The sequence below is a fragment of the Legionella sp. PC1000 genome (genome assembly GCF_014109805.1).
GTDB classification, from domain to species: Bacteria; Pseudomonadota; Gammaproteobacteria; order Legionellales; family Legionellaceae; genus Legionella; species Legionella resiliens.
The window spans coordinates 782219-808183 of the sequence record NZ_CP059400.1 but is presented as its reverse complement, the minus strand read 5'-3'; the positions used below and the strand labels follow the sequence as shown (position 1 = coordinate 808183).

Here is a 25965-nt window from a genome sequence, read left to right as displayed (position 1 = left end):
ATTCTGACTAAGTTTAGATGTACATTGTCGATGGATTCCTGCTGCGCAGGGATGACAGTCTTTTAAGCAGCACTCTAGACTGTAGAACAATTTTTTCCTGTTTAGGTTATGAGAAAAACTCTTAGGCATAAAACGCGGGTTGCAGGCACCCCCGGGCGAATTGTTCACCGTCTCTAAGATGATAAATATTGATTACTCTTGTAATGTGAATTATCCATAAATGAAAAAAATTACATCATTTCAAAGCTATTTTGCTTTAAGTTGTGTCATTCTTTTACTTGCCGGTCTCCAAACTGGCATCAGCCCTTTTCTAACAATTTATCTAAAAGCAGAATTGCAATGGGACCCTGGTCAGATTGGTATTACTCTCGGAATAATGAATTTTGCAAATATGCTCAATCAAATCCCTAGTGGATTACTTATTGATGCATACAAAATAAAACGCCTCTTATTGGTAGGAAGTTGTTTAATCTTTGCAATAAGTTGTTTTCTCATTGCCCAATTTCCTTATTTTCCAGCAATAATAAGCGCTCAAATTTTGATTGGTTTGGCAACGGCAATTATGCCCAAAGCAATCGTAGCCATAACACTTGGTTTAGTTGGAACAAGAAAATTTCCACAAAGAGAAAGCATTAATGAAACATTAGGTCATGCTGGCAATATAATTCTCGCCCTAATTGTTGGCGTATGCTCTTATTACAGCGGAAATATTTGGATTATCTACTCATATGGCCTTTTTTCCATTTTAGGCATCTTGCCAATTTTCCTGATTAAAGAAAAGGATATTGATCATGATATTGCACGCCAATTAGCACCTGTAGATTTGGATACTGAAAAAAAGGAAATTGTATCTCTTAAACAAATCTTACTCTCGCGCACCAATATTATTTTCCTGATTTCTGTTTTTTTATTTCATTTTTCTAGTGCAGCACAATTGACACTGATTGGCTTGATTTTTGTGCAAGTCAGCACAAAAGCATGCTCCATTTTTATGGCAAATAGTATAATAATATCCCATATAGTCATGATGTTCGTTTCAATTCTCTTAGTATATTTCATTAAAAATATTCCGCGTAAGCCTTTATTTTTACTTGCATTTCTTTGTGTTTTTATACGGGCAATTTTGTTTACCTTTTCCCACAACCCCTATTTTATTATTGCACTACAGATTTTGGATGGGATAAGTGGCGGTATTTTTGGTGTAATTGGCATTGTAATGGTTTCAGAACTTGCGACACATTCCGGCCGGTTTAATTTTATGCTTGGATTGATGGTTCTTTGCCAAGGTTTGGCCTATGCAATTAGTAATTTTGCCAGCGGATACATTGTAAAATTATATAATTATAATATGGGCTTTTATACTTTGGCTTTCTTTGCACTGATTGGCCTGATTCTTTTTTTATCTTTGATGCCCGAAACTTTAAAAAGAAATTAATTTAGAACCTGGAGACAATATCCTGAAAATACAACAAACAATGTTGACCATCCCATGGTTCTATTTGTTCGGTATAAAAGCCGCCATTTTAGCCTCACATTCAGAGGCGATGGCTTGGAGATTGAATTAAAAAATAATGCATTTCACGTTTGGTGTATCGTCACTTGTATTGACGGTCTGTAGGTATTCCCGTACTTCAGATAATTGCTCAGCCCAATCAAGATAGGCTCTTAGGGGAGCATAGAGGCTTTTTGTGGATCCAAATGGTTGGTTGGGATCGACAAGTTCATCGGGTTTGCGCAAATCAGCTACCCTCGTATTATCATTAATCACTTGCTTGCTTTCTAAGAATTTGATGAGCAAATAAAACGAAAGCGAGCTTGGCCTGTAATGTCCGCTGCTATTGCTTATGTGTGTAATAATTCCATCGTTTACTACCCACATACCTGCGCATCGGACACTTTTCCCCGCACTCAATGAAGAATGATGGAATTTGCCAGCTTGATGAGGATGGGTAAGAAACTGATTTTCATTATCAATGCACCATACAAATGCTGTTGATCCATATGCCGTACCCATTTTAAAGCTGTAATTTTTCATTTGTCTTGAATTTAATTTCTCAGTTTCTTCATCGCTATTTTGGGGATTTGAAACAATATAATTTTGCCCATCAATATTTTTAAATGTCGCAATATGTGCAGCCTTCAAATTATAATCAATCAAACTAATTTCGTACTTTTCTTTAGAAACTCGATTTTGGGTTAATACCTCATGATCTTCCAGCCATAGAAAGAATGAAGTAGTCTCATTGCTTTCTACCCAGTCTAAAAATGCAGAATTTAGTCCGAATTTTTTATTAGGTAATCTATTCATATTAAATTCAAATTGACGATGTAATGGATCAATTTTTTCGAGATAGGTCCCACTAAATAATTTTAATCGCGAGTGTGTGTTCGATTTGTTGCGTACTTTTAGATGTTCAATCATTTCATTGCGATTAATATGATGCGATTTAGCATTAGCTAAGAACGATTCTAGTTTGTTAAGGTATTGTGACTTATGATTAGACTTTTTTTGCAATGACAAAATCCAGTAATCGATACTGCTTTCTAGTTTTTTGGGGGACCCCTTTGGTTTTTGGCATAAAGCGTCTCCACGCCCTGCAATATAAATCTCACACAATTTTTCTATGCGACATAACGCTTCTTTGCGGCCAATGATGTTGTCTGCTTTTTTCTTTTCAATTTGGTGGTATTTTGTTATCGCATCCGTTATTTCAATAATAATTCTATTTTCTTTATTATAACTTGAAGAAAGCAAAATAGTTTGCCATTCATTAAGTGAGTAAATATCTCGGCCAGTTATCTGGGACATTTTAGCGACTCCATATTTTTACATTCATTTATTGCTTTTTTTATAGTTTTAGATAATTTATTTTCAGGTAGTATAATTATTGGGCATTAAGAAAGAATTATGGCTTGTGGGGGATTTTGCGAAGTATATAAACTACAGAGGCTGCAGCATTGTTTTAACTCCCTGTCATGTAATTGCTTTGGCCTTCTGACCCAGGTTTTTCTTAGGTTTGACTATTTTATAATTTCTTTGAATAAAATTTGACCCATAATTTTAATGAACTATAGTTATAAAGGCACTGAAAAACATAAGAGTCGGAGATTCCGTCTAAGGATTTGATTATGGATAATCAACTCATTGTAAAAAAAGAAGTTTCTGCTGCAATTCCTTCAAAATATGGTTCTTTTGAACTTTCATTATTTACTACGAATCAAGATGATAAAGAACATCTTTTGCTCACCTTTGGAGCAGTGCACCATGCAGATGATATTTTAGTGCGAATTCATTCAGAATGCATGACTGGCGATATCCTGGGCTCTTTGCGCTGTGATTGCGGGGAACAACTGCAAATGAGCATGAGTCAAATTGCTATTGAAGGACGCGGCATTATTATTTACCTCCGACAAGAGGGAAGAGGGATTGGCTTAATTAACAAATTGCATACTTACAATTTGCAGGATCAAGGAAAAGACACAGTTGACGCCAACCTCGCGCTAGGTCATGAGGAAGATGAACGATCTTATGAGGTAGCTGCTCATATTTTAAAAGAGTTACAAATTAAATCGCTGCGGTTGCTTACTAATAATCCTCAAAAAATAGAAGCGCTGAATCAGTATAATTTGAATGTTACTTCAAGAGTTCCTATTAAAGGTTCTGTTCATCCTCAAAATGCTTTTTACTTGTTAACTAAAAAACAAAAAATGAATCATTTTTTTGAAGAGAATGATCTTAAAGAATTGTATGAAAAATGTTCCTCTTTCTTTAAAAAAAGAAAACCTGTAGTGACCTTGGCTTATGCACAAAGCCTGGATGGGTCTATTTCATTTCACCGAAAAAAAAGACTGATGCTCAGTTCTCAAGAATCGCTGGTAATGACCCATAAATTACGCTCTGAAAATGATGCAATATTGGTTGGAGTAGGTACGGTTATTGCGGATGATCCTCTTCTCACCGTACGCCATTATAAAGGAAAGAATCCACAAGTGGTCATTTTAGACAGTAAGCTCCGCACTCCTTTAACTGCGCGAGTTTTAAAAAACTCCAATCCCCCCATCATTTTTACAACAAAGCAAGCCAATCCTGAAAAACAAAAACTTCTTACAGAAATGAATGCTAAAATTGTGGTAGTGGATGCAACTGCAGATGGTCGTATTGATTTAAGTCAAACTCTGGAGAAATTATTTATTTTTGGTATTAAAACAGTAATGGTTGAAGGGGGAAGAGCCATTATTACTAATTTCATTAATGAAAATCATGTGGATAAAGTAATCATTACCGTGGCTCCAATTTTTGTCGGCGGAGTTTCTGTTTTATCCAAAGAAATTAAGGAAAATTTGGGGTTTCCTGAATTAAAAAATGTACTTCAGTATAAATTAGGCAAAGACATTATCATCATGGCTGATATAGAAAGGAATCCAACTTGAAAAATCATGTGCTCTATTTTAATCAACCCAAGCAAGTATCTGTCTTAGAAGAATCTATTCCAAGACCGAAAACGGATGAAGTGTTGATTCAAAACATTATTTCAGGAATAAGTTCGGGTACAGAAATGCTTTTTTATCGCGGCTTAATGCCCACTGAGCTGTGCCTGGATGAAACAATTCCTTCTCTGAAACATAAACTAAGTTACCCATTCAAGTACGGTTATTGTTCTATTGGGAAAGTAATTGAAGCAGGTAATAGAAAATTAAACCATTTACTCAATCAATGGGTGTTTGTATTTAATCCACACGAAAGTTATTTTTGTGCCAAGGAAACACAAATTATTGTGTTACCGGAGCACATATCTCCTTATGACGCATTATTTATACCCAATATGGAAACAGCAATAAACCTGGTATTGGATGGTTCCCCTTTAATCGGAGAAAACGTACTTATTTTGGGGCTTGGAATTGTGGGCCTTCTTACTGCTGCTTTATTGCAACAATTCCCGTTAACCAGTCTTCTTGGGATTGATTTACATGCCAAAAGAAGAAATCTTTGTATGCAGTTAGGAGCTGAACGTACTTTTGATGCATCCCAATCTGATCTTCATTCGCAGGTAACCAATTACCTTAAAAACGTAAAATCAAACACGATCGATCTTATTTATGAATTGACAGGTAATCCTGATGCACTCAATAGCGCTATCTCATTTGCTGCTTATGAAGGGCGCATCATTCTGGGATCTTGGTATGGAAGAAAACCATGTGCTATTGATTTAGGGGGGCGTTTTCATCGAAATCGTATTAAAGTCATTGCAAGTCAGGTCAGTACGATTGCCTCTGAACTCCAAGGGAGATGGACAAAAGATCGACGATTCGAAGTTGTTTTTAAAATGTTGGAGAAAATAAAGCCGGAACGGTTCATTTCTCATAAATTTCATATTACTGATGCGAATAAAGCCTATCAATTATTGGATTCTAATCCACATGATACTTTATTTATCACTTTAACCTATGGGGAGTAAAATGATGCATCATTTAATGTTAAGAAAAAATTTCATTGCACAACACTTCTTGATTGGGAAAGATTTTGGAGCAGAAAATTTAAGACACTCCCACCACTATAGTTTTGAATTGGAAATTGCAAATACAGAGCTTGACGAGTTCAATTTTCTGATTGATATCGTTGAAGTCAGGGCGCATATCGATCAATTAATATCTTATTTTCAGGATAAGATATTAAATGAGCTTCCTGAATTTAAAAACCAAAATCCGAGTCTCGAACTGTTTTCTAAAATTCTCTGGCAAAAATTTAATAATCACATTGACCTCCCGGTTGACAGTCAAATTACGATTAGATTATGGGAGGATGATATTGCTCAAGCCAGTTATAGAGAAACCAAATGCGCGTAGGATTAATTCTTTATGGGTCTATCACTACCACTACCGGTGGATATATTTATGATTATAAGTTAGTTGAATATTTACGTTCACAAGGTGTGGTTGTTAAGATTTTTTCGCAAGAGAAAAAGAATTTTTGGGGATTAATCAGAAATAATTTTTCGAAAAAACTAATCCATGAAATTATTGAATTTTCTCCTGATGTCCTTTTAGAAGATGAGATGAATTTTAATTCATTATTTATTCTAAATAAAAAACTAAAAAAAATAGCAAATTTTCCCATTATAAGTATTGTTCATCTTTTACAGGCAAATGCATTGCAAAATTCTTTAAGGAAATGGCTCACTAAAAAAATAGAGAGTATCTACCTTAAATCGGTAAACGGTTTTATTTTCAATAGCATTTCCACAGAAAAATCCATTTCGAAAATTATTGGGAAAAACCATAACTCCTTAATTGCCTATCCTGGAAAAGATCGCCTGCAACTGGATATTTTAAGGGATAACATCAAGCTTAAATGCCAAGACAATAAGCTCATGATTATTTTTATTGGCAACCTCTTGTATAACAAGGGGCTGCATGTCCTGCTCCAGGCTCTATCACAAATAGATTACAACTCTTGGCAATTATCAATTGTTGGCGATCTTCATTTTGATTTGAGGTATACAAGAAAAATATTCAAGATGATTACTTATTTAAAACTTGAGGATAATATAAAAATTCATGGCTTACTTGATATTGAAAATTTAAAAAAAGAACTCCTTTCGCAGCACCTACTCATTGTTCCTTCTTATTTCGAAAGCTACGGAATTGTTTATACGGAAGCAATGGGAGCAGGCATTCCAGTCATTGCGACGAATACTGGCGGCGTGCCTGAGATTGTAAATGATGCAATTAACGGGTTCTTGATAACTCCTGGCGACAGTACCATGCTCAGGGAGTACATTATAAAATTAATTAAAAACCGGGGATTATTACAAGAGATGAGTTTTTCTTCGCTTGCTGCTTATCACAATTTCCCCTCGTGGAACGAAACCATGGCCAAAGTACATGCATTTTTAAATCAAAATAATCCAATAGACACAATAATAAAAAGACAAAGATGATTGCTAGGGAGGTAGTCGCAAACTTAAAGAATAGGTTACTGTCATATAATTTCCCCTAGGTACCGCGCTTTATGCGCGGTATCCAGAAAGATACCAAGATATATTTGAGTTCAGTTTCAAAAGAGATCGATCTCCTGGATACCGCGCATAAAGCGTGGTACGTAGGAAGGAGCGTGAAACGGGATGAAAAAATTTTAAGAAAAGCCTCATAAGTACCATAAAAACCGCAACTTAAAATAACTTAAATTTACCATAATCCTGTCGACAAAAAGGCGCATTAAGAGGTATAATTCGTTCACTTTTTTTACAGTTAGAGTTTTATGAATCATAAAGTAGGTTTTGTTAGCCTGGGTTGTCCCAAAGCTCTGGTAGATTCAGAACGCATCATCACCCAATTGCGTGCTCAGGGATATGAATTAGTGTCCAGTTATCAAGATGCAGGTGTAGTAGTTATCAATACCTGTGGATTTATTGATAGCGCCGTTAAAGAATCGCTAGATACGATTAAAGAAGCAATGGCAGAAAACGGGCGTGTTATTGTCACGGGTTGCCTAGGTGCTAAAGCAGAGATTATTAAAGAAGCATGCCCAGATGTTCTGCACATTAGTGGTGCACACGCCTATGAAGAAGTGGTCAATGCGGTTCATCAGCATTTACCCCCGCCTGCAGATCCTTTTACCCAACTTATTCCCCCTCAGGGAATTAAACTAACTCCACGTCATTATGCATACTTGAAAATCTCTGAGGGATGCAATCAAAAATGTACTTTTTGCATTATTCCTAGCATGCGTGGAAAATTGCAAAGTTACCCAATGGCTCAAGTCCTAACGGAAGCCCAAAAATTAAAAGATGCAGGTGTTAACGAAATCTTAGTGATTTCTCAGGATACGAGTGCCTATGGTGTGGATACACGCTATCAACCAGTAAGCTGGAAAGGAAAAACCGTTAACACCCGTTTTTATGATTTATGCGAGCAATTAGGGGCCCTTGGCATTTGGATTCGTCTGCATTATGTTTACCCCTATCCCCATGTAGACGAAATTATACCTTTAATGCGAGACGGCCTTATCCTCCCGTATTTGGATATTCCATTACAACATGCCAATTCGCGAATACTCAAAGCAATGAAGCGCCCCGCAAGCAGTGAAAATACTTTATTGCGCATTGCTTCTTGGCGAGAAATTTGCCCGACGATTACCCTGCGGTCGACTTTTATTGTTGGCTTTCCCGGAGAAACCGAAGAAGAATTTGAAGAGCTGCTCGACTTCCTCGAGGAAGCTCAGCTAGATCGAGTAGGTTGTTTCAAATACTCTCCAGTTGAAGGCGCCAAAGCAAATGAGTTAAGCGACCCAGTACCGGAAGAAATTAAAGAAGAACGTTATCATCGCTTCATGCAATTACAAGCAGAAATTAGCCGCGATAAGCTCGAAAATAAAATTGGCAGTATGCAAACCGTATTAATTGATGAAGTCAATCAGGAACAAATCATTGCACGAAGCCAAAGTGATGCTCCGGAAATTGATGGTGTCGTTATTTTACCGCCAACCCCCGGGGTCAAAGTGGGGTCTTTTGCAGAGGTCTTGATTACGGATAGTGATGAGTACGATCTTTACGCTGAATTCAAATAATAACTAATCCCTCCTATTTTTGGCCAAAGAAACCATCAGGAAGGTTCTCTTTGGCAGCAAGAGAGATTAGGAGATACACCCTAATCTCTTATACAAAAGCTGTGTTAAAAAGCGCTTTACATACAGCCAGTATTTCATCCTGCATGTTTTTGTACTCTCCAATCCCTGGGCGCAATAAATTTTGATGCAATAATTGATGGTGTTTTTTATAGGCTTTCTTTAACAAAGAGTAATGTTTTTTATTTAAGACCCCTGCTAAAAATAAATGATGAAGTTGGGTTAATGTATTTGTATATCGGGCTAAGGAAGGATCTCCTAAATGAAGCATTAAAAACTGTACTAAAAATTCCAAATCCAATAGACCACCAGAAATAGGATTTCGATCGTGATGCTGCTCCATTTTGGATCGCATCGCCACCACATCATGCAGTAATGTAGGTTTATCGCGCGCCAATAACAATACGGACTTTTTCAACTGCAAAAAAGCATGCCTAATCCTTGCGTTTCCTGTCAAAATACGCGCTTTTAATAAAGCTTGGTGCTCCCAAGTCCATGCCTGATTCTTTTGATATTCAACAAAAGCATCAACATGGCTCACCAATAACCCCGCTGCTCCGGATGGTCTAAGACGTGTATCTACTGTATAAAGCACCCCAGATTGGGAGCGAGTAGTCAACATATGCAAAATTTTTTGAGTTAAACGAGTAATTAAGGCTTCTTCTGATAGTTTTGCCGAATGTAAAAACACCAAATCCAAATCAGAAGCGTAATTCATTTCACGACTACCTAACTTTCCATAAGCAATGATCGCAAAATGTGATTTTGTGTGTTCCATTTCTGGATATCGGGAACATAACTGTTCGCTGGCAATAACTAAAACCTGGCTTACAATGACTTGAGCCACATCCGACAAAAATTGTCCAATACGCACAGCATTGCAGAATCCATAAAGTTCCGCGCGTGCAGCCATTAACCAATTGGTTAGCTTAAATTGACGTAAGATTTCCTCTTGCACTTCAACATCATGATGATGCGCTAATTTTTCAGTTAATAGTCTTTGTAATTGATGCAACGACTGAGGCCGCCATTCTTGCCCCTGATCCAGCAATACTTCCAATAAAAAGGGTTGATTTACTAGCAAGGAAGTAATAAATGGACTTTGAGCGAACCAAAACAATAATTCGGTTAAAACCTGTGGATTCTCTGTTAATAGAGCAAGGTACGCGCTCCGTCCCACAATATTTTCGAGCAAATGCATCACGTGCAATAAAACCTCGTCCGTTTTTTCAACCTGAGTCAATTCAACCAGCAACATCACCATGAATCGATCCAAACGCATTCGTGCGCCTTGTGTTAAACGTCGACAACGAGGACTATGACGAAAGGAATGAATCATTTGATAACAATGAGGGGCATTGGCAAAACCTAAGCTGGCTAATAAATTAATTGCCATCGTGGTCTCAACATGCCCTTGCCAAAGGCTAGCTAACTGATTCGTTAGTAATCTTTTTTCATCTTCATAGTCTTTGACTTTGCCCAGCACTGAATGAAAAGCATAACTAACAATCCGTTGATATTTATGCAATTTGTTAATTAAATCGTCCCAGGAACGATACCCCATCGTCAAAGTAATTTGTACCTGTTTCACTGGATCTTCTGGCAAAGAGTGAGTCTGCTGATCATTTAAACTCTGGAGTGTGTTTTCGAGTTTGCGTAAAAAAAGATAAGCCTGTTTTAAAGCATCAGTATGCGGTAACAATTTTTCATGCTTTAAAACAGCAAGAGCCGACAAAGCATTTTGCTCTTGTAATTGCGGCAAACGTCCCCCGCGGATTAGCTGAAAATTCTGAATAACAAACTCTACTTCTCTGATTCCGCCTTTGCCTCGCTTGATATCATCCAGCCGAGGGTTTATTTGCACCTCTCGCTCTATCATCGCCTTCATACTTCGCAACGATTCAATTACGCTAAAATCTACGTAACGGCGATATACAAAAGGCACAATCAATCGCTGAAACCATGGCTGTATCTCATCCACCTTCTCAGTAATTACCCGTGTCTTAACCATAGCATAGCGTTCCCAATCACGACCTTGTTCTTGGTAATAAGTTTCCATGGCAGCCAAGCTTGAAACCAGTGGGCCGCTGTCTCCATTAGGCCGTAATCTTAAATCGACTCGAAATACAAACCCATCCGGGGTTACATTTTGTAAGGTCTGTACAAATTGCTGTACTAATCTACTGAAATAGTGTTGATTATCGATGCGCTCTTCACCATCAGTTTCTCCTACCACCGTATAAGCAAAAATAAGATCTACATCAGAAGAGTAATTCAACTCTCTGCCCCCTAGTTTCCCCATGGCCAGAGTAAATAACTCTACTTCATTTCCCTCTGCATCACGTGGAATACCATAACGTAAGGACAAACCTTGTTTACAATACTCTAGCGCATGCAAAATAAGCGCATCAGCACAATCAGACCAGGCATGCAGAATCTGCTCTGTATTGGCAATAGCGGATATTTCAAGAAGAAGCAACCGCAAAAAATGCGTATTGCGGAAATGACGTAATGCACGCAAATAAGCTGCTTGCGGCACATTAAATGACACATTTTTCAAAGTACGAAAATAATCTTCCCGTGCCATCAAAGAAGAACACTTATCCTCAATGAGTAATGCTTTTAATATTTGAATTTGCCTGCATGCATAATCACTGATGAGGAGTAATTTGATGACACTTTCACGCAAGGGATGGTGCAAATCGGACAGATGCTTTTCAATGAACCATGCTTTTGATTGCAATAACTCAGGAATTTCGATTTGCATAAATTTTATTTTTTTCATTCCAAAATGAATACTGCCGTTATAATATAACCTATAAAAATCAATAACAATTCTATAATATAAAATGATCCGTTTAATTCTGATTGCATTTATTTGTTTCACTTCTTCACTTTTTGCTCAAGGTGAACCTTTAAATGTAGGTGTCGAAAGCTTTGATCCTCCGTTCGTCATGCAAGGAAATCATAATCAACTCTTTGGTTTTGATGTGGATATGATAAACAGTCTATGCAAAATCATGAATAGGACTTGTGTCTTCCATGTGATGCGTTTCAATCAATTACTTGATGCAGTGGCTAGTCAAAAAGTAGATGTCGCACTCAGCTCGATAACTATAACTACTGAACGCGCAAAAATAGTCAATTTCAGCCTACCCTATCTGCAAAGCTTCTCTCGATTTCTAGGTTCCGTGAACCAATTTTTTTAATTACTTGAAAAGTAGGCAGTTTTTATAGTGAAATTCGATTGCGATCGTTAACAACACTAATGGAACTGCCTACATGTATAATAATATATCAGAACGAGTCTGGGATACAATTTATTCTTTTCTGCAAGGAGTAAAAGGATTGCACATTAAGAATAATGAGAAGACAAGATGCTTTGTGGAAGGAGTCTGGTATGTATTACGTACAGGCTGTCAATGGCGCCTGCTCCCGCCCTATTACGGACATTGGCGTAAAATTCACAAGCGATATAAAATGTGGTCAGATCGCGGCATTTGGACTGGCTTAATGTCTTCAGTTAGCGATGTTGATGATCAAGCCGTCATGATTGATGCCACCATAGTGCGCGCGCATGCGTGTGCATCTGGTTACGACAAGGAAGGGAATGATGCTCAGGCATTGGGGCGCAGTAAAGGAGGTTTTACCACTAAAATTCACGCTTTGGTGGATGGACTGGGGAATCCGATTAAGTTTATCCTGACCGGGGGACATCGAAACGATATTACTCAAGCAGCAGAGCTATTGAAGGAGCAGCGTGACACGATAGTTCTTGCAGATAAAGGATATGATTCACAGGCACTTGTTGACACACTGGAGAGTCAAGGCTGTATTGCAACCATTCCGTCAAAAAAGAATGCGAAGAACCCAAGAAAAATCGATAAAGAGCAGTACAAAGAGCGGTTTTTAGTTGAAGCTTTTTTCTCCAAAATCAAACACTTTCGGCGTGTTTTTTCTCGTTTTGATAAAACAACGACCGCTTTTTCCGGGTTCTTACATTTGGCCGGAGCGCTTATATGGATGCGCTAGAAAATTGGTTCACGGAACCTAGAAAGAATGTCTAATACAAAAGAATCGTTTAGCCTGGATCTCTTAAATACTAAAAAAATAGGATTGGAAACTGGCACGGTATTTTTCGACCAAATTAAGGAGATGGGGGTAAAAAATCCCACTGTGAAGTATTATGGCGGCATTCAAGAGCAACTCGCAGCTTTAAGTGCAGGAAATGTAGATATTATTCTTCTGGATAACCCGACGGCGACTTACTGGGCGTCCAATTCAGCAAACACATTTAGATTAATAGGCCCACGCTATATGTACGGTTATGGCTATGGGATAGCTGTTAATCCTGCTAATTCTGATTTATTAACAAAACTAAACCAAGCCTTGGTTCAATATCAAAATTCCGATGAGTTCAAACAAAATTATAATAAATACCTGTATCAATTCTAAGAGTAGATGAGGAAAGTGCCATAAACCCGGGAAGTTAAATGCTTAGCACCTGTCCGAGTTATTTGAGGCATCATGCGAAGAAATTTTCTCACTATCTGCAGTCACATCAAATCAATATTAATTAGAGGACCCTAGGCTAGGGTCTGCGTTTAATGTAATGTGTGTCCTTGAGTCAGACAACGTGTAATGACTTGCCGTGTTATAAAATCACCCTGGCTCACGCCATACGTTGAATTAAAATGTTTTGCTAAAATGACAACCCATCCTGATAAACGGAAACTCATTTTTTTTTCCGCTTGATCTACAACAATTTCAAAAAGACCTAATGTATCACTTTCACGCTCACTAGCGTATTCTTCCATAATCACACGGGCGGTTTGTAAATCTTTGTCTCTGGTAGGCCAGTTTTGACTCATATTATTCTCCCTAAAAAGCATGATTAGGTCTCTGTAATTTCCCAAGGGTCTGTTTACATTTCTACTACCTGTAGCTGCTTCGGTACTCGAGAACCAGACCATTTTAGCTCAGGCTAGCGAAAGGCTTAACAACCCCTGATCTTGAGATAAATTTCAAAATTACAAGAGCAGAAATAGAACCATATTGTCTCATATTTTGACCAAATTCTCAAGTGCAAGAACTCGGCGAAGCACTCATATGAGTGTATCAAAAACAATTAAATACCACACTCATTGCTTAACATCGTAGAATGTTTTTTCAAGACAGCATATGATATACCTACTTATTCAAATTAAAAAAAATACTGTATGACTTATCATATTTTACCCTCCATTTTATCTGCAGATCTTACGTGTCTGGGTGATGAAGTAGAAGCAGTTATGAATGCAGGCGCAGATTTTATTCATTTTGATGTTATGGATAATCATTATGTCCCCAATTTAACGTTTGGCCCTGCGTTCTGTGAAGCCTTACTCAAACGGTTCCCGAAGCTCCCTATTGATGTCCATCTCATGATCAACCCCGTTGATACATTGATTGAAGCATTCGCAAAAGCTGGAGCAAAACGAATTAGTATTCATCCTGATGCAACCATTCATCTGGACCGCAGTTTAAAGCTTATCAAAGATTCAGGTTGTGAAGCAGGTCTTGTATTAAACCCGGCAACACCAATTGAAGTATTAACCTGGTGCGCTCATAAACTTGACTTTGTCCTAATCATGACCGTGAATCCTGGCTTTGGAGGACAAAAAATTATCACTGAAATTATTGATAAAATACCCCAAGTCCGCGAACGCTATCCTCAACTCGACCTTTGTGTCGATGGTGGCGTGACCATAGATAATATTGCTACTTTGGCGCGCGCAGGTGCAAACCAATTTGTGGCTGGTGCTGCAGTATTCAAGAGCAACAATTACAAAGAAACAATTGATGCCATGCGAAAACAATTAGCAACCATCAAAGGACATTAATTAAGAAAAGTTATGAAAAAATTTATTCTATTCTTATGCGTATTTATTAATTTCCAGAGTTGTCTCGCCCTTTCGGGAGAACAATATATGGAGCGTTTTAATAACTACTTGTCCTTTAGTCAAAAGTTACCGACTACGACACCCAGTGCGCCATTCTTGGAGTTCATTAGCGGAACCACACCTTTATCGACCAAATTACGTGAAAAATGGCTGTATGAGTTAGCCAAAAGCAAGGACTGGACTCAATTTAGTCAATATTATCAACCCTCTAACGACCTCAATCTCGTTTGTTATGAACAGATTGCAAATTACAATACAGGCAAGCAACAGGAAGCATTAAAAGCATCCATTCCACTGTGGCTAAATGGTGATTCAAGGCCCCCCTCCTGCAACAGTTTGTTTGACTTGCTTCTGAAAGATAATAATTTTGATCAAAACTTAATTACCCAACGAATTGCCCTGGCTTTGGATCGACGCAATATCCAATTAGCCCGCTATTTATTAACGAAATACAAAAAACCTCATCCACTAGAACTGAATACTTTAATTGCTGTTTATCAAAATCCTGAGAACATCAGTAAACTAAACCCAGGGGAATTAAATGATGACATCTATCTCTACGGCTTGAAGCGTATGGTTTCGATTAATATGGATAAAGCGCTTAACCTATGGCAACAAAGCAAAACCCAAAAAATGCTTACCCAAGCACAACAACAAGCTTTTTTAGCTCATGTAGCTCTTTATAAAGCCATGCGTAATCATGAAGATGCATTACAATGGTTTGCCCAAGTAAAACCACAATACTACAATGATGTGTTATTGGACTGGCAAATACGCTTTGCTTTAAAACGAAAAAACTGGGCACAAGTCACTGCATTAATTAATGATTCAAAACATAAAGATGAACCCTGTTGGCAATATTGGCTAGCACGTTCTTTAGAAGCACAAGGGGAAAAAGCACAAGCACAGGTTCTTTACGAAACTCTTGCAAAAAATAGGCAGTATTATGGGTTTCTTGCAAGCCTTCGTCTTAATAAAACGCCCAGTTTTGCCAATGAAGTTCCTACAACAAATCTGGATGTATTGAAACCCTATCAAGCGTTTATTGATCAAATTCAAACACTCTACATGACCAAGCAAACCTTGCAGGCATCACGCCTACTCAATGATTTCATCAGTGAATTACCTAAAGACGAGGCAAGCGCTTTGGTTTATTGGATAGATAAGCAATTGCAATGGCATGGTAAATCGGTTTACTTAAGCAATAATGAGACCCTGAATAATCAACTTTCGTTAAGATTTCCTCTGGCATATAAAGACAGTGTCTCGCTTTATTCTAAAAAATATGCGGTTGCTCCAGAATTTATTTATGCCATCATTCGTCAGGAAAGCGGATTCAGAGACGATGCGACTTCTTCGGTAGGTGCTCGGGGCTTAATGCAAGTTATGCCTTATACCGCGAGAGTAGTCTCAAAAGCAGATAAGATTCCTTATAACGATCAAAAGCAATTGTTCTTGTCTCAAAAGAACATCAATATCGGAGTGGCTTATTTAAAACAACTTGCAAAACGCTTTGGCAACCATCCAATACTCATTGCAGCAGCATATAATGCAGGACCCAAACAGGTGGTTTTTTGGTTAAAAACGCATCCCCCTAAAGAAATTGATGTATGGATAGAGACCCTTCCCTGGCAAGAAACGCGTAACTATTTAAAAAATATTATGGCTTTCTATATAGTCTATCAATACCGTTTGGGTCAAAAGCCTAATCTAGGAAATTTCCTCGAGCCTTTATAACGCTTAACCGCAAGCCTGGGTACAGAACAATGACGCCCAGGTTTTTCCAACATAATTAAATACATCCAGGTTTCCTCGAATTGTTAAAATAATGCTCTTTCTGTTCTATAATTATACAAATTAACCAAAAAGGTAATAGGGTTGATTTCCTGTATGCCTTAAAGGCGATTTTTATGATAAAAGTTACCTATTTTATTAGCTTGGGAATGATACTTATTCTAACCGGCTGTGGACAACCATCAGCTTATGTAGTTGGTACCACATATCAACCAATCCATTACACTTATGCTCCTGGATATAATCCTCCACAAGTGGCTTATCCCGATGTGCCAACAGATGCAAATACATCTCTAGACAGTGAAGCTGTCATTGAGCAAGAACATGCGATTAATGCAATAAATGATTCTATTGCCATTCGACAGCAAAAGGAGGAGGCGGAAAAGCAAGTAATTATGCAGCAGATTAGGATACAACAGCTTAAGATGCAACAGCTTAAGGAACCACCAAGCCCTTAAAAAAATTGGATGCATCTTTTAAGTTCGACATAATGGGCATGGAAATGTCCTTTCATGGAAAGAAAAGCAAGCAAGTTTCATTGCTTGCTTATTGATTAACGCGCTGTGCCTTGACGTGGACCCAACTGTTTACTCATATGAAATTGATGTTCCTCTAGGACATCATTAAATCGACCCACATCGCTCTGGGTAATGGAAATTGCAGGCTTAGACACTAAAGCCAACATTTTCTCTAATTCTTCTTTCGTGAATTGAGTCATTAAAGGAAGACCAGTTAATGTCGGAGCGACGTCTTCCCTTTCTAAAAAGCGATTATGTTCATAAATTTTTTGATAATTTTCAGCATTCAGCATGCCGGCTTGCTGCAAGTAGTTCATGAAATGAAATGCCCCGACACCCAATTGACTTACCTTTAAAAAGTCTTCCTTTGATGAACACCGACTAATAAGTGAGACACTGTGTAATAACAAAAGATTTTTCGCAAAAATATTAGCATTTTCGGGATTTCTTTCTAGTAAGTCAAAATAGTTATTTAACAATTCGGGCACTGCTGAAAGCTTTTTAGCACCTTCATAAATTCTATCGATGAATCGTTCTTGTCTTAAAAGAATATCAACGACCCCCAGATCATAAATGTCTTTTGTTAATAATAGATTAAGCAGACTCAGCGTTGTATTCATGTGCGGTGTTGAAATCAAACTTGCACGAAGTTTATCTATTAAAGAGTCGGGGTTGTATGCATGTTCCTGCAGTTCAATAAGTAATTGGGAAATATTGGTTGATTCATCAGGATAAGCAAGGATTAAATTAAAACTCGATTTATCAAGGAGACGTGCATCATGTAGCGTTCGTGCGCTTTGTGCCACCGTTGAATCGGAGCGTGCAGCCTTAAACAACAGTTCCATTGGAACAGAATTAGGATTGATATCGAGTTCATTCATCACGCTCAATAAATTAACCGCTCCACCAATATTGGAAATATTTTGGGTAATAATGTTCTCGAGTGGATCAGACAGAGAAATTTTGAGATCTTTCAATGTCTTAAATACGGAAATCAGCCGGTTACCACAGTCAGGATATCTTGTAATAAGATTGAGCATTCGAGGATCATCTCCCAGACCCAATTTATTCAAGCGCTTAAGAAAAGCATTACTTATAGAAGTTTTTTCTTCTTTATCATTTCCAGAAGAAGAGGGTTTCACTACTTTTTGGATAACTCCAGGATTTAAACCTTGAATCATAGTTTGGGTGCTCATGCTCGGTATTTCTAAGCTTTTGGTGTCATTATGTCCAGCCATACCTCTGTCCGTAAATTGTTCTCAAAGGAGGAAAATATAACACAAATGCTTATCTTAAAGCAAATTTCATTTATTTAAAACTTGGTTTTTAATTAATTGATGCTTTTCAATCATTTCAATAAATTCACCTACATGGGACTCACCAGGTTCGGCAATTAAACGAAGCATTTCTTCTAATTCGACTTTATCGAATGCTTCAAATAAAGGAAGACTACTGAATAACTCCATGACCTCTTTCTGAGTGAGGATTGAAGTATCTCGACACACTTTGTTATAACTTTCAGAATTTAACATACCTGCTTGCTGCAGGTGACTCAAGAAATGGAATGCTCCAACTTCCAATTTGCTTACCGTTAATAAATCTTCTGTTTTTCTATAATCAATGAGTGACTCTTTATGTAATAGCAAAATAAGATTAGCTAGGACATTGGCATTCTTTGGATTATTCTCAATGACACTGAAGTAACTTGCTGCGAGTTTATTTTTTGCAGTAAGTTTCGCCGTGCCCTCATAAATTTTATCGATATACTCCTGGTGCTTTGCAAGAACATCGAAACATTCAAAATAATAGAGATTTTTATTTAAAAGGAGGGTAAGCAGTCTTATAGCCGTATCCATATTTTTTGCAGAAAACTTATGGAGTTTTTCGACTATTTTCTCTGTAGGATAAGCGTGCTGTTGAAAATTAATGATTAAATCAGCAAGCAATAAAGAGTGCGCAGGATAGGCAAAGAAAAGTTTTAAAGTAGTCAAATCAAGGGGGGTACGCGTTTTGAGCAGCTGCATTCCCTGTATTAACGCTGTGTCTGATTGTGCAGCAGCAAATAAACGCTCTAGAGGAAAAAGAGTTACATCTATTTTTTCATTGTGCATAAAATCTAATAAATTGCTTAGACTTCCTGCATAAGAAACGTTACTTGCAATGAGGCTATGAAGGGTATCATTCAGCTTAATGTTGCATTTTTTTAAGCGCATGAATAAGGAGGCAAGCCGATTAATATACTCAGGATTCTCTTCAAGGGTTTTCAACATTCGATCATCAGGATCCAAACCTAATTTTTTTAAGAGAGTCATAATCTTACCTTCTGCCGCAGTTATTTGATTAATCTTAAGATATGTCATTACCGCCTCACTGTCCTGTGCCATTTTCTCTTTAGTATCTCAAATAAATATCAATGAATTTTATTTATTATTTGGCGTATATCACCAAAAAAAGAGTCATTGAGATCAAGATAGTAACAAAGAAAGTATATTTTAAATATAGTAAATAATAAAAATACAGCCTCTTTCTCTTATTATTTTAATCCCTCAATAATGAACATTTTATTTTCAATGAAATCACTTAATGGTCACTTAAGATTCATTTTATATAATGGCTACCATTAGGTAAATTGTGGCCTACCTACTCAAATAAAATCCACAATGACCTAACTTAATAATTAATGTCAAAAAAATATATTTAAGGGGAAATTTAAGATGGGCGCAAGTCGAGAAATTGTTGAACAACAAATTAAAGATCTAAAAGATTATACAGATACCGTTGCAGCGGTTCATTTGTTAAAAGAAGTCGTAACCAATGGTGCGGTAGTAACAATAGGAAGTGCGAAGGAAAGTATTGATATAGAAAACAATAAAAAAGACCCTAAGATCGGAAATGTCGTAAAAGCGATTTTAGCAAAAGCAGGTAAGCCAGGGGAAAGCACTAAATGGGAAGATAAAGGCGACGGAAAACCACATCTTGAAGCTGCTATTACTATTGGCGGCGCAGTTTATACAATTGATTTGGTCTTTGAAGGCAATGATCACACGGTAAGTACGACACAAAATTATACTGTAAATATTACAAGTAAGTTAAATTCTGAAGTGAGCAGAGGAAAATTATTCTTCGATCATGACCATACAGCTACTGTGAAACTTACCTATGATAAAGATGGTGATCTTCGTGCGGTAACCAAAAAAGGATTATCCGTTGATACTAAATCGTTTGTTCCATACGCATATCAGAATGAAATTTTATCTAAATTTCATGACAGTTTAAAAGATCATAAAGAACAACGATTAGCAATTATGGGAACCGGTTCGGGTAAAAGTATTGTTATGGCTGGTATTGCTCAAGCGGTTGGGCGCACAGTCATGATTGTTCCTGATCAAACATTAGTGAACCAACAATCAAAAGAAACATCTGACCTGCTTGGTGCCGGATTGGTTAATGGTGTTAAAGCAACTCCACGAGTTTTCACTTTGGATACTCTTAAAGGTAAAGTGGATGTTCTTTGGGAAGCTTTGGAAAAGGATTTAAGTGATATAGAGGAAGAAGATGTACTAAAAATCAAAGCATATTTTCGCAAGGTAATTGCAGGTACTGAGCCTTTTGATCAAATTGTTTTACAAGCTGAGCATCCCTTATTCAAGATCATTGCAAGCGAAATAAAAGATTCTATGGTCTTAATTGATGAAAGTCATCGCCATACATTTAAACCAGAAGATGCAGAAATTTTGAAAGGAATAAAGGATCGTAATTCAATCCTGGCATTAACTGCCACTCCAACTTCTGAATTATATGATCTCTTTAAGGGTACTCCTTTAGATGACTTAAGTCTTGGTGCTGCAATTGAACTTGGGACTATTCGCCCAATTAAGGATGAAGTCGCTTATGTGAATGAAAAAAGTTTAATTGATCAAGCGGTAGCCCACTACTTTGATGATTATTATCTTGAAGAAGGGATGAGTGGTTATATTGATCCTGTTGAATTAAAGAAACAGATCATACAAGCGGAAACAGGAATCGAAGATTCTGTGGCACAAGAAAGAGCTATTAATCAGGCTTTAGCATTAAACCGCATCCGTTGCCAACGTAACATGGGTTTTTCTGACGATAAAGTAACTCGTGAAAAATTGGCTGAGATCTATCAAAAGATCGCCAATGGAGATAGAGAGACTATTGAAAAATACCAAGGTGAAGTTGCAAAACACAGACAAAAATCTGAATGTGACGCACGATTGCAATTGGTTCAGAAATTTGGCGCCGTAGATGAAGTAGAGTTCCGAAAAACTGTAGGTCTACCGGTAGTGAATTTACAACAGGATATCGCTACAGAACAACAAAAAGATATTCAAAGAGCAATCAATAGCTATGCTCTTGCTCTTGTCTTCAATGAAAAGCATACAGATATCGCGGAAAAGGACAGAACTCACAAACTTGAGGACTATTTGAAAGAATGGGATCAGCATATTGCGAAATATAAAACGAAAAATGATGAAATACCTAAACCATTTCTTACCAAGCTTGAATCATGTGAAACAAAAAACAGGGAAACACTAAAAGAAGCTTTAGAAAAGTTAGGTGCACCTATTTCCAAATTGCCTACTGCACAAAAGGAAGCCATTACCAAATTGATATTGGACAGAGCAGAGACAATGGTAACTAAGGTCAAAGCATCACAACCCGTATCTGAAGTGATAACAGGAGCACCTCAGCCTAATTTAGTCGCTCTGCAAGCAACTGAGAATTATTCTGGTGCAATTGATATGAGTACGCCACAATCTACAATTGATGAGCAACTTGCTCAAATCGAAGTAGGTTTGAGAACCCATATCGTAGCGGATCAGGTGATTGCAACAGGGGTAAGTATCAGAGATATCTTGAACGTGCAAATTATCAATACTAATTCGCCCGTTATTGAATCAGATATCAATGTGATTAACGGAATCCTGTCAGGACCACAGGCAGCTGGCCGTTGCGTAAGAAATAAAGATACCGAAGCTCGTGTTCAACAATACATTGATCAACGATATGAAGGCAAAGGTCTAATTCTTACCGTAGATGCGATCATTGATCCTAAAAACTCAGCAGAAAGAACAAGAGAAGTTATGAAGAACAGGGAAGAACAAGCTCAAAAAGAACGGGAAGCAATTATTCTCTTGCAAAGCGTGATCAGAGGCTTCCAAACTTTTGGATTGTTCCAACAATGTGTACCTTTACATCAAAAAATTGAGGCACTCACCGAGAAATTGGAGTTACAAAAAGTACATTTAGAGGACCAACAGAAAACTTTAGGAACCAAAAAACTCGAACTGGGTAAACTTGAGGAAGTAGAAAAGCTTGAAAGCGAGTTAAGGGATATCGTTCCTGGAATGAGCAAAAAACCAATAGGAAGCCCGCTTCCAACTGATTATGCTCGTAATCCAACTCTTTATTGCATGTGGGCAAAAACGACTCTTATAAGAGCGTCACTTAAAATGGAAACAAGAGAAGTGAGACAAACTATTGAAGAAGTCAGAGAAGAAATAACCAATCTGGCAGACTCTATAGAACGGCTCCAGAAAGAAATCCAAACTGGAACCATATCTTTGGAGAGAATGAAAGTTGAAGAAGAGCGTTTGCTCCAACAAATGGAAGAAATCAACAGTAAATTAACTATGTAATATGGATTAAATCTCTCTCTACCCCTCCGCCCTCTGCGGGGGGGGTTTATAATCAGATTCCGAACTCAGATACCCAATTCAAACTTCAGCTTACGAAGTGATATCGAGTTTTAATATCCTGAATTCAATGGATAGAAAAAAGATTTTCGCAAAAATTTTCGGATTTTCTCAAGCTTTGTCGCAGTTATTTGATTGATCTTAAGATAGGTCATTCCCCTCATCATCCCCCTAAAAATTTTTATTTGTGTGATCAATTAACCACCAACAGAATCACTTAATAGTCACTTAATATTTTTTTTGTATAATCCTCGCCAGGTAAATTGTGACCTAACTATTTAGCCAAATATCACAATGACCTAACTTAAAAACAAATCTCTAAAAAGTATTCGAGGGGAAACTAAAGATGGGCGCTAGTAAAGATATAGTCCGTAAGCAGATTGACGATCTTAAAAATTATACAGATACTGTTGCAGCGGTACATTTATTAAAAGAGGTGGTAACTAGTGGGGCTGTAGTTACAATAGGTCGAGCTCAAGAAATTATTGCTATAGAAAATAAAGAAAAAGATCCAAAGATTGGAAATGTCGTTAAAGCGATTTTACAAAGTGCAGGTAATCCTGGAGAAAGCACTAAATGGGTCAAAAAAGATGACGAAAAGCAACATCTTGAAGCTGCAATTACTATTGGTGGCGCAGTTTATACAATTGACTTAGTGTTTGATGGATATGATTTTGTTGTAGATACGACACAAAATTATACTGTAAATATTACCAGTAAGTTAAATTCTGAAGTAAGCAGAGGAAAATTATTCTTCGATCATGACCATACAGCTACTGTGAAACTCACCTATGATAAAGATGGTGATCTTCGTGCAGTAACTCATAAAGGGCTAGCTGTTGATACCAAATCGTTTGTTCCATACGCATATCAAAATGAAATTTTAGCTAAATTTCATGATAGTTTAAAGGCAGGACAAGAACAACGACTTGCAGTTATGGGTACCGGTTCAGGCAAAAGTATTGTTATGGCTGGTATAGCACAAGCCGTTGGACGCACAGTCATGATTGTTCCTGATGAAACATTGGTAAAGCAACAAATAAAAGAAACAACTGACCTGCTTAGTGCCGGAGTAGTCAATGGTGTTAAAGTAGCTCCACGAATATTCACTTTAGATTCTATTAAAGGAAAAGTGGACGTTCTCTGGGACGCTTTGAAGAAGGATTTAAGTGATATAGAGGAAGAAGACATACTAAAAATCAAAGCATATTTTCGCAAAGTGATTGCAGGTACTGAACCTTTTGATCAACTTATTTTACAAGCTGAGCATCCCTTATTCAAGATTATCGCAAGTGAAATAAGCGATTCCATGGTCTTAATAGATGAAAGCCATAAACATACTTTTAAACCAGAAGATACAGAGATTTTGAAAGGGATACAAAAAAATAACACAGTTCTGGCATTAACAGCCACTCCAACTTCTGAATTATATGATCTCTTTAAGGGTGCTCCTTTAGACGATTTAAGTCTTGGTGCTGCAATTGAACTAGGAACTATTCGACCGATTAAACCTGAATTGGCTTATTTGGAAGAAGGTGATTTGGTTGACCAAGCCGTGGTTCACTACTTTGATGATTATTATCTCGAAGCAGGAATGATGGGTTATGTTGATCCTGTTGCATTAAAGAAACAGATCATACAAGCGGAAATAGGAATTGAAGACTCTGTCGCACAAGAAAGAGCTATTAATCAGGCTTTAGCATTGAACCGAATCCGTTGCCAACGCAATATGAGTTTTTCTGACGACAAAGAAACACGCGAAAAATTAGCTGGAATCTATCAAAAAATCGCCAATGGAGATAGAGAAACTATTGAAAAATATCAAGGTGAGGTTGCAAAACTTAGACAAAAATCTGAATGTGACGCACGATTGCAATTGGCACAGAAGTTTGGCGCCGTAGATGAAATAGAGTTCCGAAAAACTGTAGTTCTACCGGTAGTAAATTTAAAGCAAGATATCGATACAGAACAACAAAAAGATATTCAAAGAGCAATCAATAGCTTTGCTCTTGCTCTTGTCTTCAATGAAAAGCAAACAGATATCGCGGAAAAAGACAGAACTCACAAATTTGATAACTATTTATCTGAATACGATCAGCATATTGTGAAATATAAAAAGGAAGTGTTACCTGAACCCTATGCTACCAAGCTTGAATCATGTGAAACAAAAAACAGGGAAACACTAAAAGAAGCCTTAGAAAAGTTAGGCGTACCTATTTCCAATTTGCCTGCAGCACAAAAGGAGGCCATTACTAAATTGATATTGGATAGAGCAGAAGCAATAGTAACCAAGATCAAAGGATCTGAACCCATATCTGAAGTGATAAAAGGGGCTCCTCTGCCTAATTTAGTCACTTTGCAAGCAACTGAGAATTATTCCGGTGCTATTGATATGAGTACGAATCAAACTACAAAAGATGAGCAAATTGCTCAAATCGAAGTAGGATTGAGAACTCATATTGTAGCGGATCAGGTGATTGCAACAGGGGTTAGTATCAGAGATATCTTGAACGTGCAAATTATCAATACTAATTCGCCCGTCATTGAATCAGATATCAATGTGATTAACGGAATCCTGTCAGGACCACAGGCAACTGGCCGTTGCGTAAGAAATAAAGACACCGAAGCTCGTGTTCAACAATACATTGATCAACGATATGAAGGCAAAGGTCTAATTCTTACTGTACATGACGTGATTGATGTTAAAAACTCGGCAGTGAAAGCAAGAGAGGTTTTAGAAAACAGGGAGAAACAAGCTCAAAAAGAAGCGGCTGTTGTTCGCCTCCTGAAGACTGAGTTAAAAGGTTTCGACGCATTTACCTTGTTTCAACAATGTGTACCTTTACATGATAGAATTGAGGGACTTGTTAAAAAATTGGACGTTCTCGATAATCTTTTAAAAGACAAAGAGAAAAGCGTGGTTACTTACAAGTTAACAAGGGATAGAACCGAAAAGCAATATGAGTCTCAGAAAGAATATCTTGAACGAGATATAACAACTCTTGCGAAAGAGTTAGAAATTATCCCTGGAAGAAAAGGTAAGGCTCCTGAAACCAGACTTCCATCTGAGTATGCTCGAAATGCATCACTTTATTTAATGTGGGTAAAAATAACTCTTAAGCAAGCAACACTGAATGCTACAACAGAAAAAGTACGCTTTACTCTTGAGCAAATAAACCACGAGATAGAAAAACTGGAAGACGCTATCAAAGAAATTCAAGTTACGTACGAAGAAGGAAGTTTAGAACTGCAGAAACTGAGAGTCCAAGAAGAGCGTATGATACAAGAAATAGAAGAAGCCAATAAGCGATTTACTTCGGTGCAATAATGGAATAAATATTCTTCATAGTTCATTAAACCCTCCGCTT

19 protein-coding genes are annotated in these 25965 nt (G+C 37.4%); 14 read left to right on the top strand and 5 right to left on the bottom strand.

The genetic code is table 11. The features are described from left to right. Positions 1-220 precede the first annotated feature (220 nt). The gene (locus FOLKNPGA_RS03480; protein ID WP_182351768.1) at positions 221-1435 is read left to right on the top strand and encodes an MFS transporter; all 1215 of its coding nucleotides are present in this window, start codon (positions 221-223) and stop codon (positions 1433-1435) included. Positions 1436-1561: 126 nt separating this feature from the next. Here FOLKNPGA_RS03480 and FOLKNPGA_RS03475 read toward each other — a convergent pair whose 3' ends face one another. Beyond that, entirely contained in the window at positions 1562-2809 is a 1248-nt protein-coding gene (locus tag FOLKNPGA_RS03475; RefSeq protein ID WP_182351767.1) for a hypothetical protein, read from the bottom strand. Positions 2810-3129: 320 nt separating this feature from the next. Here FOLKNPGA_RS03475 and ribA point away from each other — a divergent pair, with 320 nt between their 5' ends. From ribA to rimO, 5 genes are all read left to right on the top strand, one after another. Further along, positions 3130-4431 carry a GTP cyclohydrolase II gene (gene ribA, locus FOLKNPGA_RS03470; RefSeq protein WP_182351766.1) on the top strand — a complete coding sequence of 434 codons (1302 nt, stop codon included), beginning with the start codon at positions 3130-3132 and terminating at the stop codon, positions 4429-4431. After that, positions 4428-5456 carry a zinc-binding alcohol dehydrogenase gene (locus FOLKNPGA_RS03465; RefSeq protein WP_182351765.1) on the top strand — a complete coding sequence of 343 codons (1029 nt, stop codon included), beginning with the start codon at positions 4428-4430 and terminating at the stop codon, positions 5454-5456. The genes ribA and FOLKNPGA_RS03465 overlap by 4 nt, the downstream gene beginning before the upstream one ends. A gap of 1 nt (position 5457) precedes the next feature. Then, positions 5458-5844: a 6-carboxytetrahydropterin synthase gene (locus FOLKNPGA_RS03460; RefSeq protein WP_232890546.1), complete on the top strand. Its 387-nt coding sequence runs from the start codon at positions 5458-5460 to the stop codon at positions 5842-5844. Beyond that, on the top strand, positions 5835-6938 hold the full coding sequence (locus tag FOLKNPGA_RS03455; RefSeq protein ID WP_182351764.1) for a glycosyltransferase family 4 protein: 1104 nt from the start codon (positions 5835-5837) through the stop codon (positions 6936-6938). Before FOLKNPGA_RS03460 ends, FOLKNPGA_RS03455 begins: the two co-directional genes overlap by 10 nt. A gap of 320 nt (positions 6939-7258) precedes the next feature. Further along, a complete protein-coding gene (gene rimO, locus FOLKNPGA_RS03450) occupies positions 7259-8566 on the top strand; it encodes a 30S ribosomal protein S12 methylthiotransferase RimO (protein ID WP_182351763.1) in 1308 nt (435 codons plus the stop codon). Between the two features lie 88 nt (positions 8567-8654). Here rimO and glnE read toward each other — a convergent pair whose 3' ends face one another. Next, complete coding sequence (glnE, locus tag FOLKNPGA_RS03445; protein ID WP_182351762.1) at positions 8655-11408, bottom strand: bifunctional [glutamate--ammonia ligase]-adenylyl-L-tyrosine phosphorylase/[glutamate--ammonia-ligase] adenylyltransferase; 2754 nt, start codon at positions 11406-11408, stop codon at positions 8655-8657. A 64-nt stretch (positions 11409-11472) separates the two neighbouring features. Between glnE and FOLKNPGA_RS03440 the strand changes: the two genes are divergently transcribed. The 3 genes from FOLKNPGA_RS03440 to FOLKNPGA_RS03430 all read left to right on the top strand — a co-directional run bounded on the left by FOLKNPGA_RS03440 (position 11473) and on the right by FOLKNPGA_RS03430 (position 13078). After that, positions 11473-11832: a transporter substrate-binding domain-containing protein gene (locus tag FOLKNPGA_RS03440; protein ID WP_255466048.1), complete on the top strand. Its 360-nt coding sequence runs from the start codon at positions 11473-11475 to the stop codon at positions 11830-11832. Between the two features lie 73 nt (positions 11833-11905). Then, the gene (locus FOLKNPGA_RS03435; protein WP_058441825.1) at positions 11906-12655 is read left to right on the top strand and encodes an IS5 family transposase; all 750 of its coding nucleotides are present in this window, start codon (positions 11906-11908) and stop codon (positions 12653-12655) included. 27 nt (positions 12656-12682) lie between these two features. Continuing rightward, positions 12683-13078 (top strand): transporter substrate-binding domain-containing protein, encoded by a 396-nt coding sequence (locus FOLKNPGA_RS03430; protein ID WP_255466047.1) that lies wholly within the window; start codon positions 12683-12685, stop codon positions 13076-13078. A gap of 149 nt (positions 13079-13227) precedes the next feature. Here the strand turns inward: FOLKNPGA_RS03430 and FOLKNPGA_RS03425 are convergent, their stop codons facing one another. Further along, entirely contained in the window at positions 13228-13494 is a 267-nt protein-coding gene (locus tag FOLKNPGA_RS03425; protein ID WP_058388603.1) for a hypothetical protein, read from the bottom strand. A gap of 348 nt (positions 13495-13842) precedes the next feature. Between FOLKNPGA_RS03425 and rpe the strand changes: the two genes are divergently transcribed. The 3 genes from rpe (at position 13843) to FOLKNPGA_RS03410 (ending at position 16817) form a co-directional block, all read left to right on the top strand. Next, positions 13843-14505: a ribulose-phosphate 3-epimerase gene (rpe, locus tag FOLKNPGA_RS03420; RefSeq protein ID WP_182351761.1), complete on the top strand. Its 663-nt coding sequence runs from the start codon at positions 13843-13845 to the stop codon at positions 14503-14505. A 12-nt stretch (positions 14506-14517) separates the two neighbouring features. Continuing rightward, a complete protein-coding gene (locus tag FOLKNPGA_RS03415; protein ID WP_182351760.1) occupies positions 14518-16302 on the top strand; it encodes a transglycosylase SLT domain-containing protein in 1785 nt (594 codons plus the stop codon). Between the two features lie 173 nt (positions 16303-16475). Beyond that, positions 16476-16817, top strand: a complete 342-nt coding sequence (locus tag FOLKNPGA_RS03410) for a hypothetical protein (protein ID WP_182351759.1) — start codon at positions 16476-16478, stop codon at positions 16815-16817. Between the two features lie 95 nt (positions 16818-16912). Here the strand turns inward: FOLKNPGA_RS03410 and FOLKNPGA_RS03405 are convergent, their stop codons facing one another. Then, positions 16913-18115 (bottom strand): hypothetical protein, encoded by a 1203-nt coding sequence (locus FOLKNPGA_RS03405; RefSeq protein ID WP_182351758.1) that lies wholly within the window; start codon positions 18113-18115, stop codon positions 16913-16915. Positions 18116-18181: 66 nt separating this feature from the next. Then, positions 18182-19237: a hypothetical protein gene (locus FOLKNPGA_RS03400; protein WP_182351757.1), complete on the bottom strand. Its 1056-nt coding sequence runs from the start codon at positions 19235-19237 to the stop codon at positions 18182-18184. 354 nt (positions 19238-19591) lie between these two features. Between FOLKNPGA_RS03400 and FOLKNPGA_RS03395 the strand changes: the two genes are divergently transcribed. Both FOLKNPGA_RS03395 and FOLKNPGA_RS03390 read left to right on the top strand, forming a co-directional pair. Continuing rightward, on the top strand, positions 19592-22540 hold the full coding sequence (locus FOLKNPGA_RS03395; protein WP_182351756.1) for a DEAD/DEAH box helicase family protein: 2949 nt from the start codon (positions 19592-19594) through the stop codon (positions 22538-22540). Positions 22541-22943: 403 nt separating this feature from the next. Then, entirely contained in the window at positions 22944-25925 is a 2982-nt protein-coding gene (locus FOLKNPGA_RS03390) for a DEAD/DEAH box helicase family protein (protein ID WP_182351755.1), read from the top strand. Positions 25926-25965 lie beyond the last annotated feature (40 nt).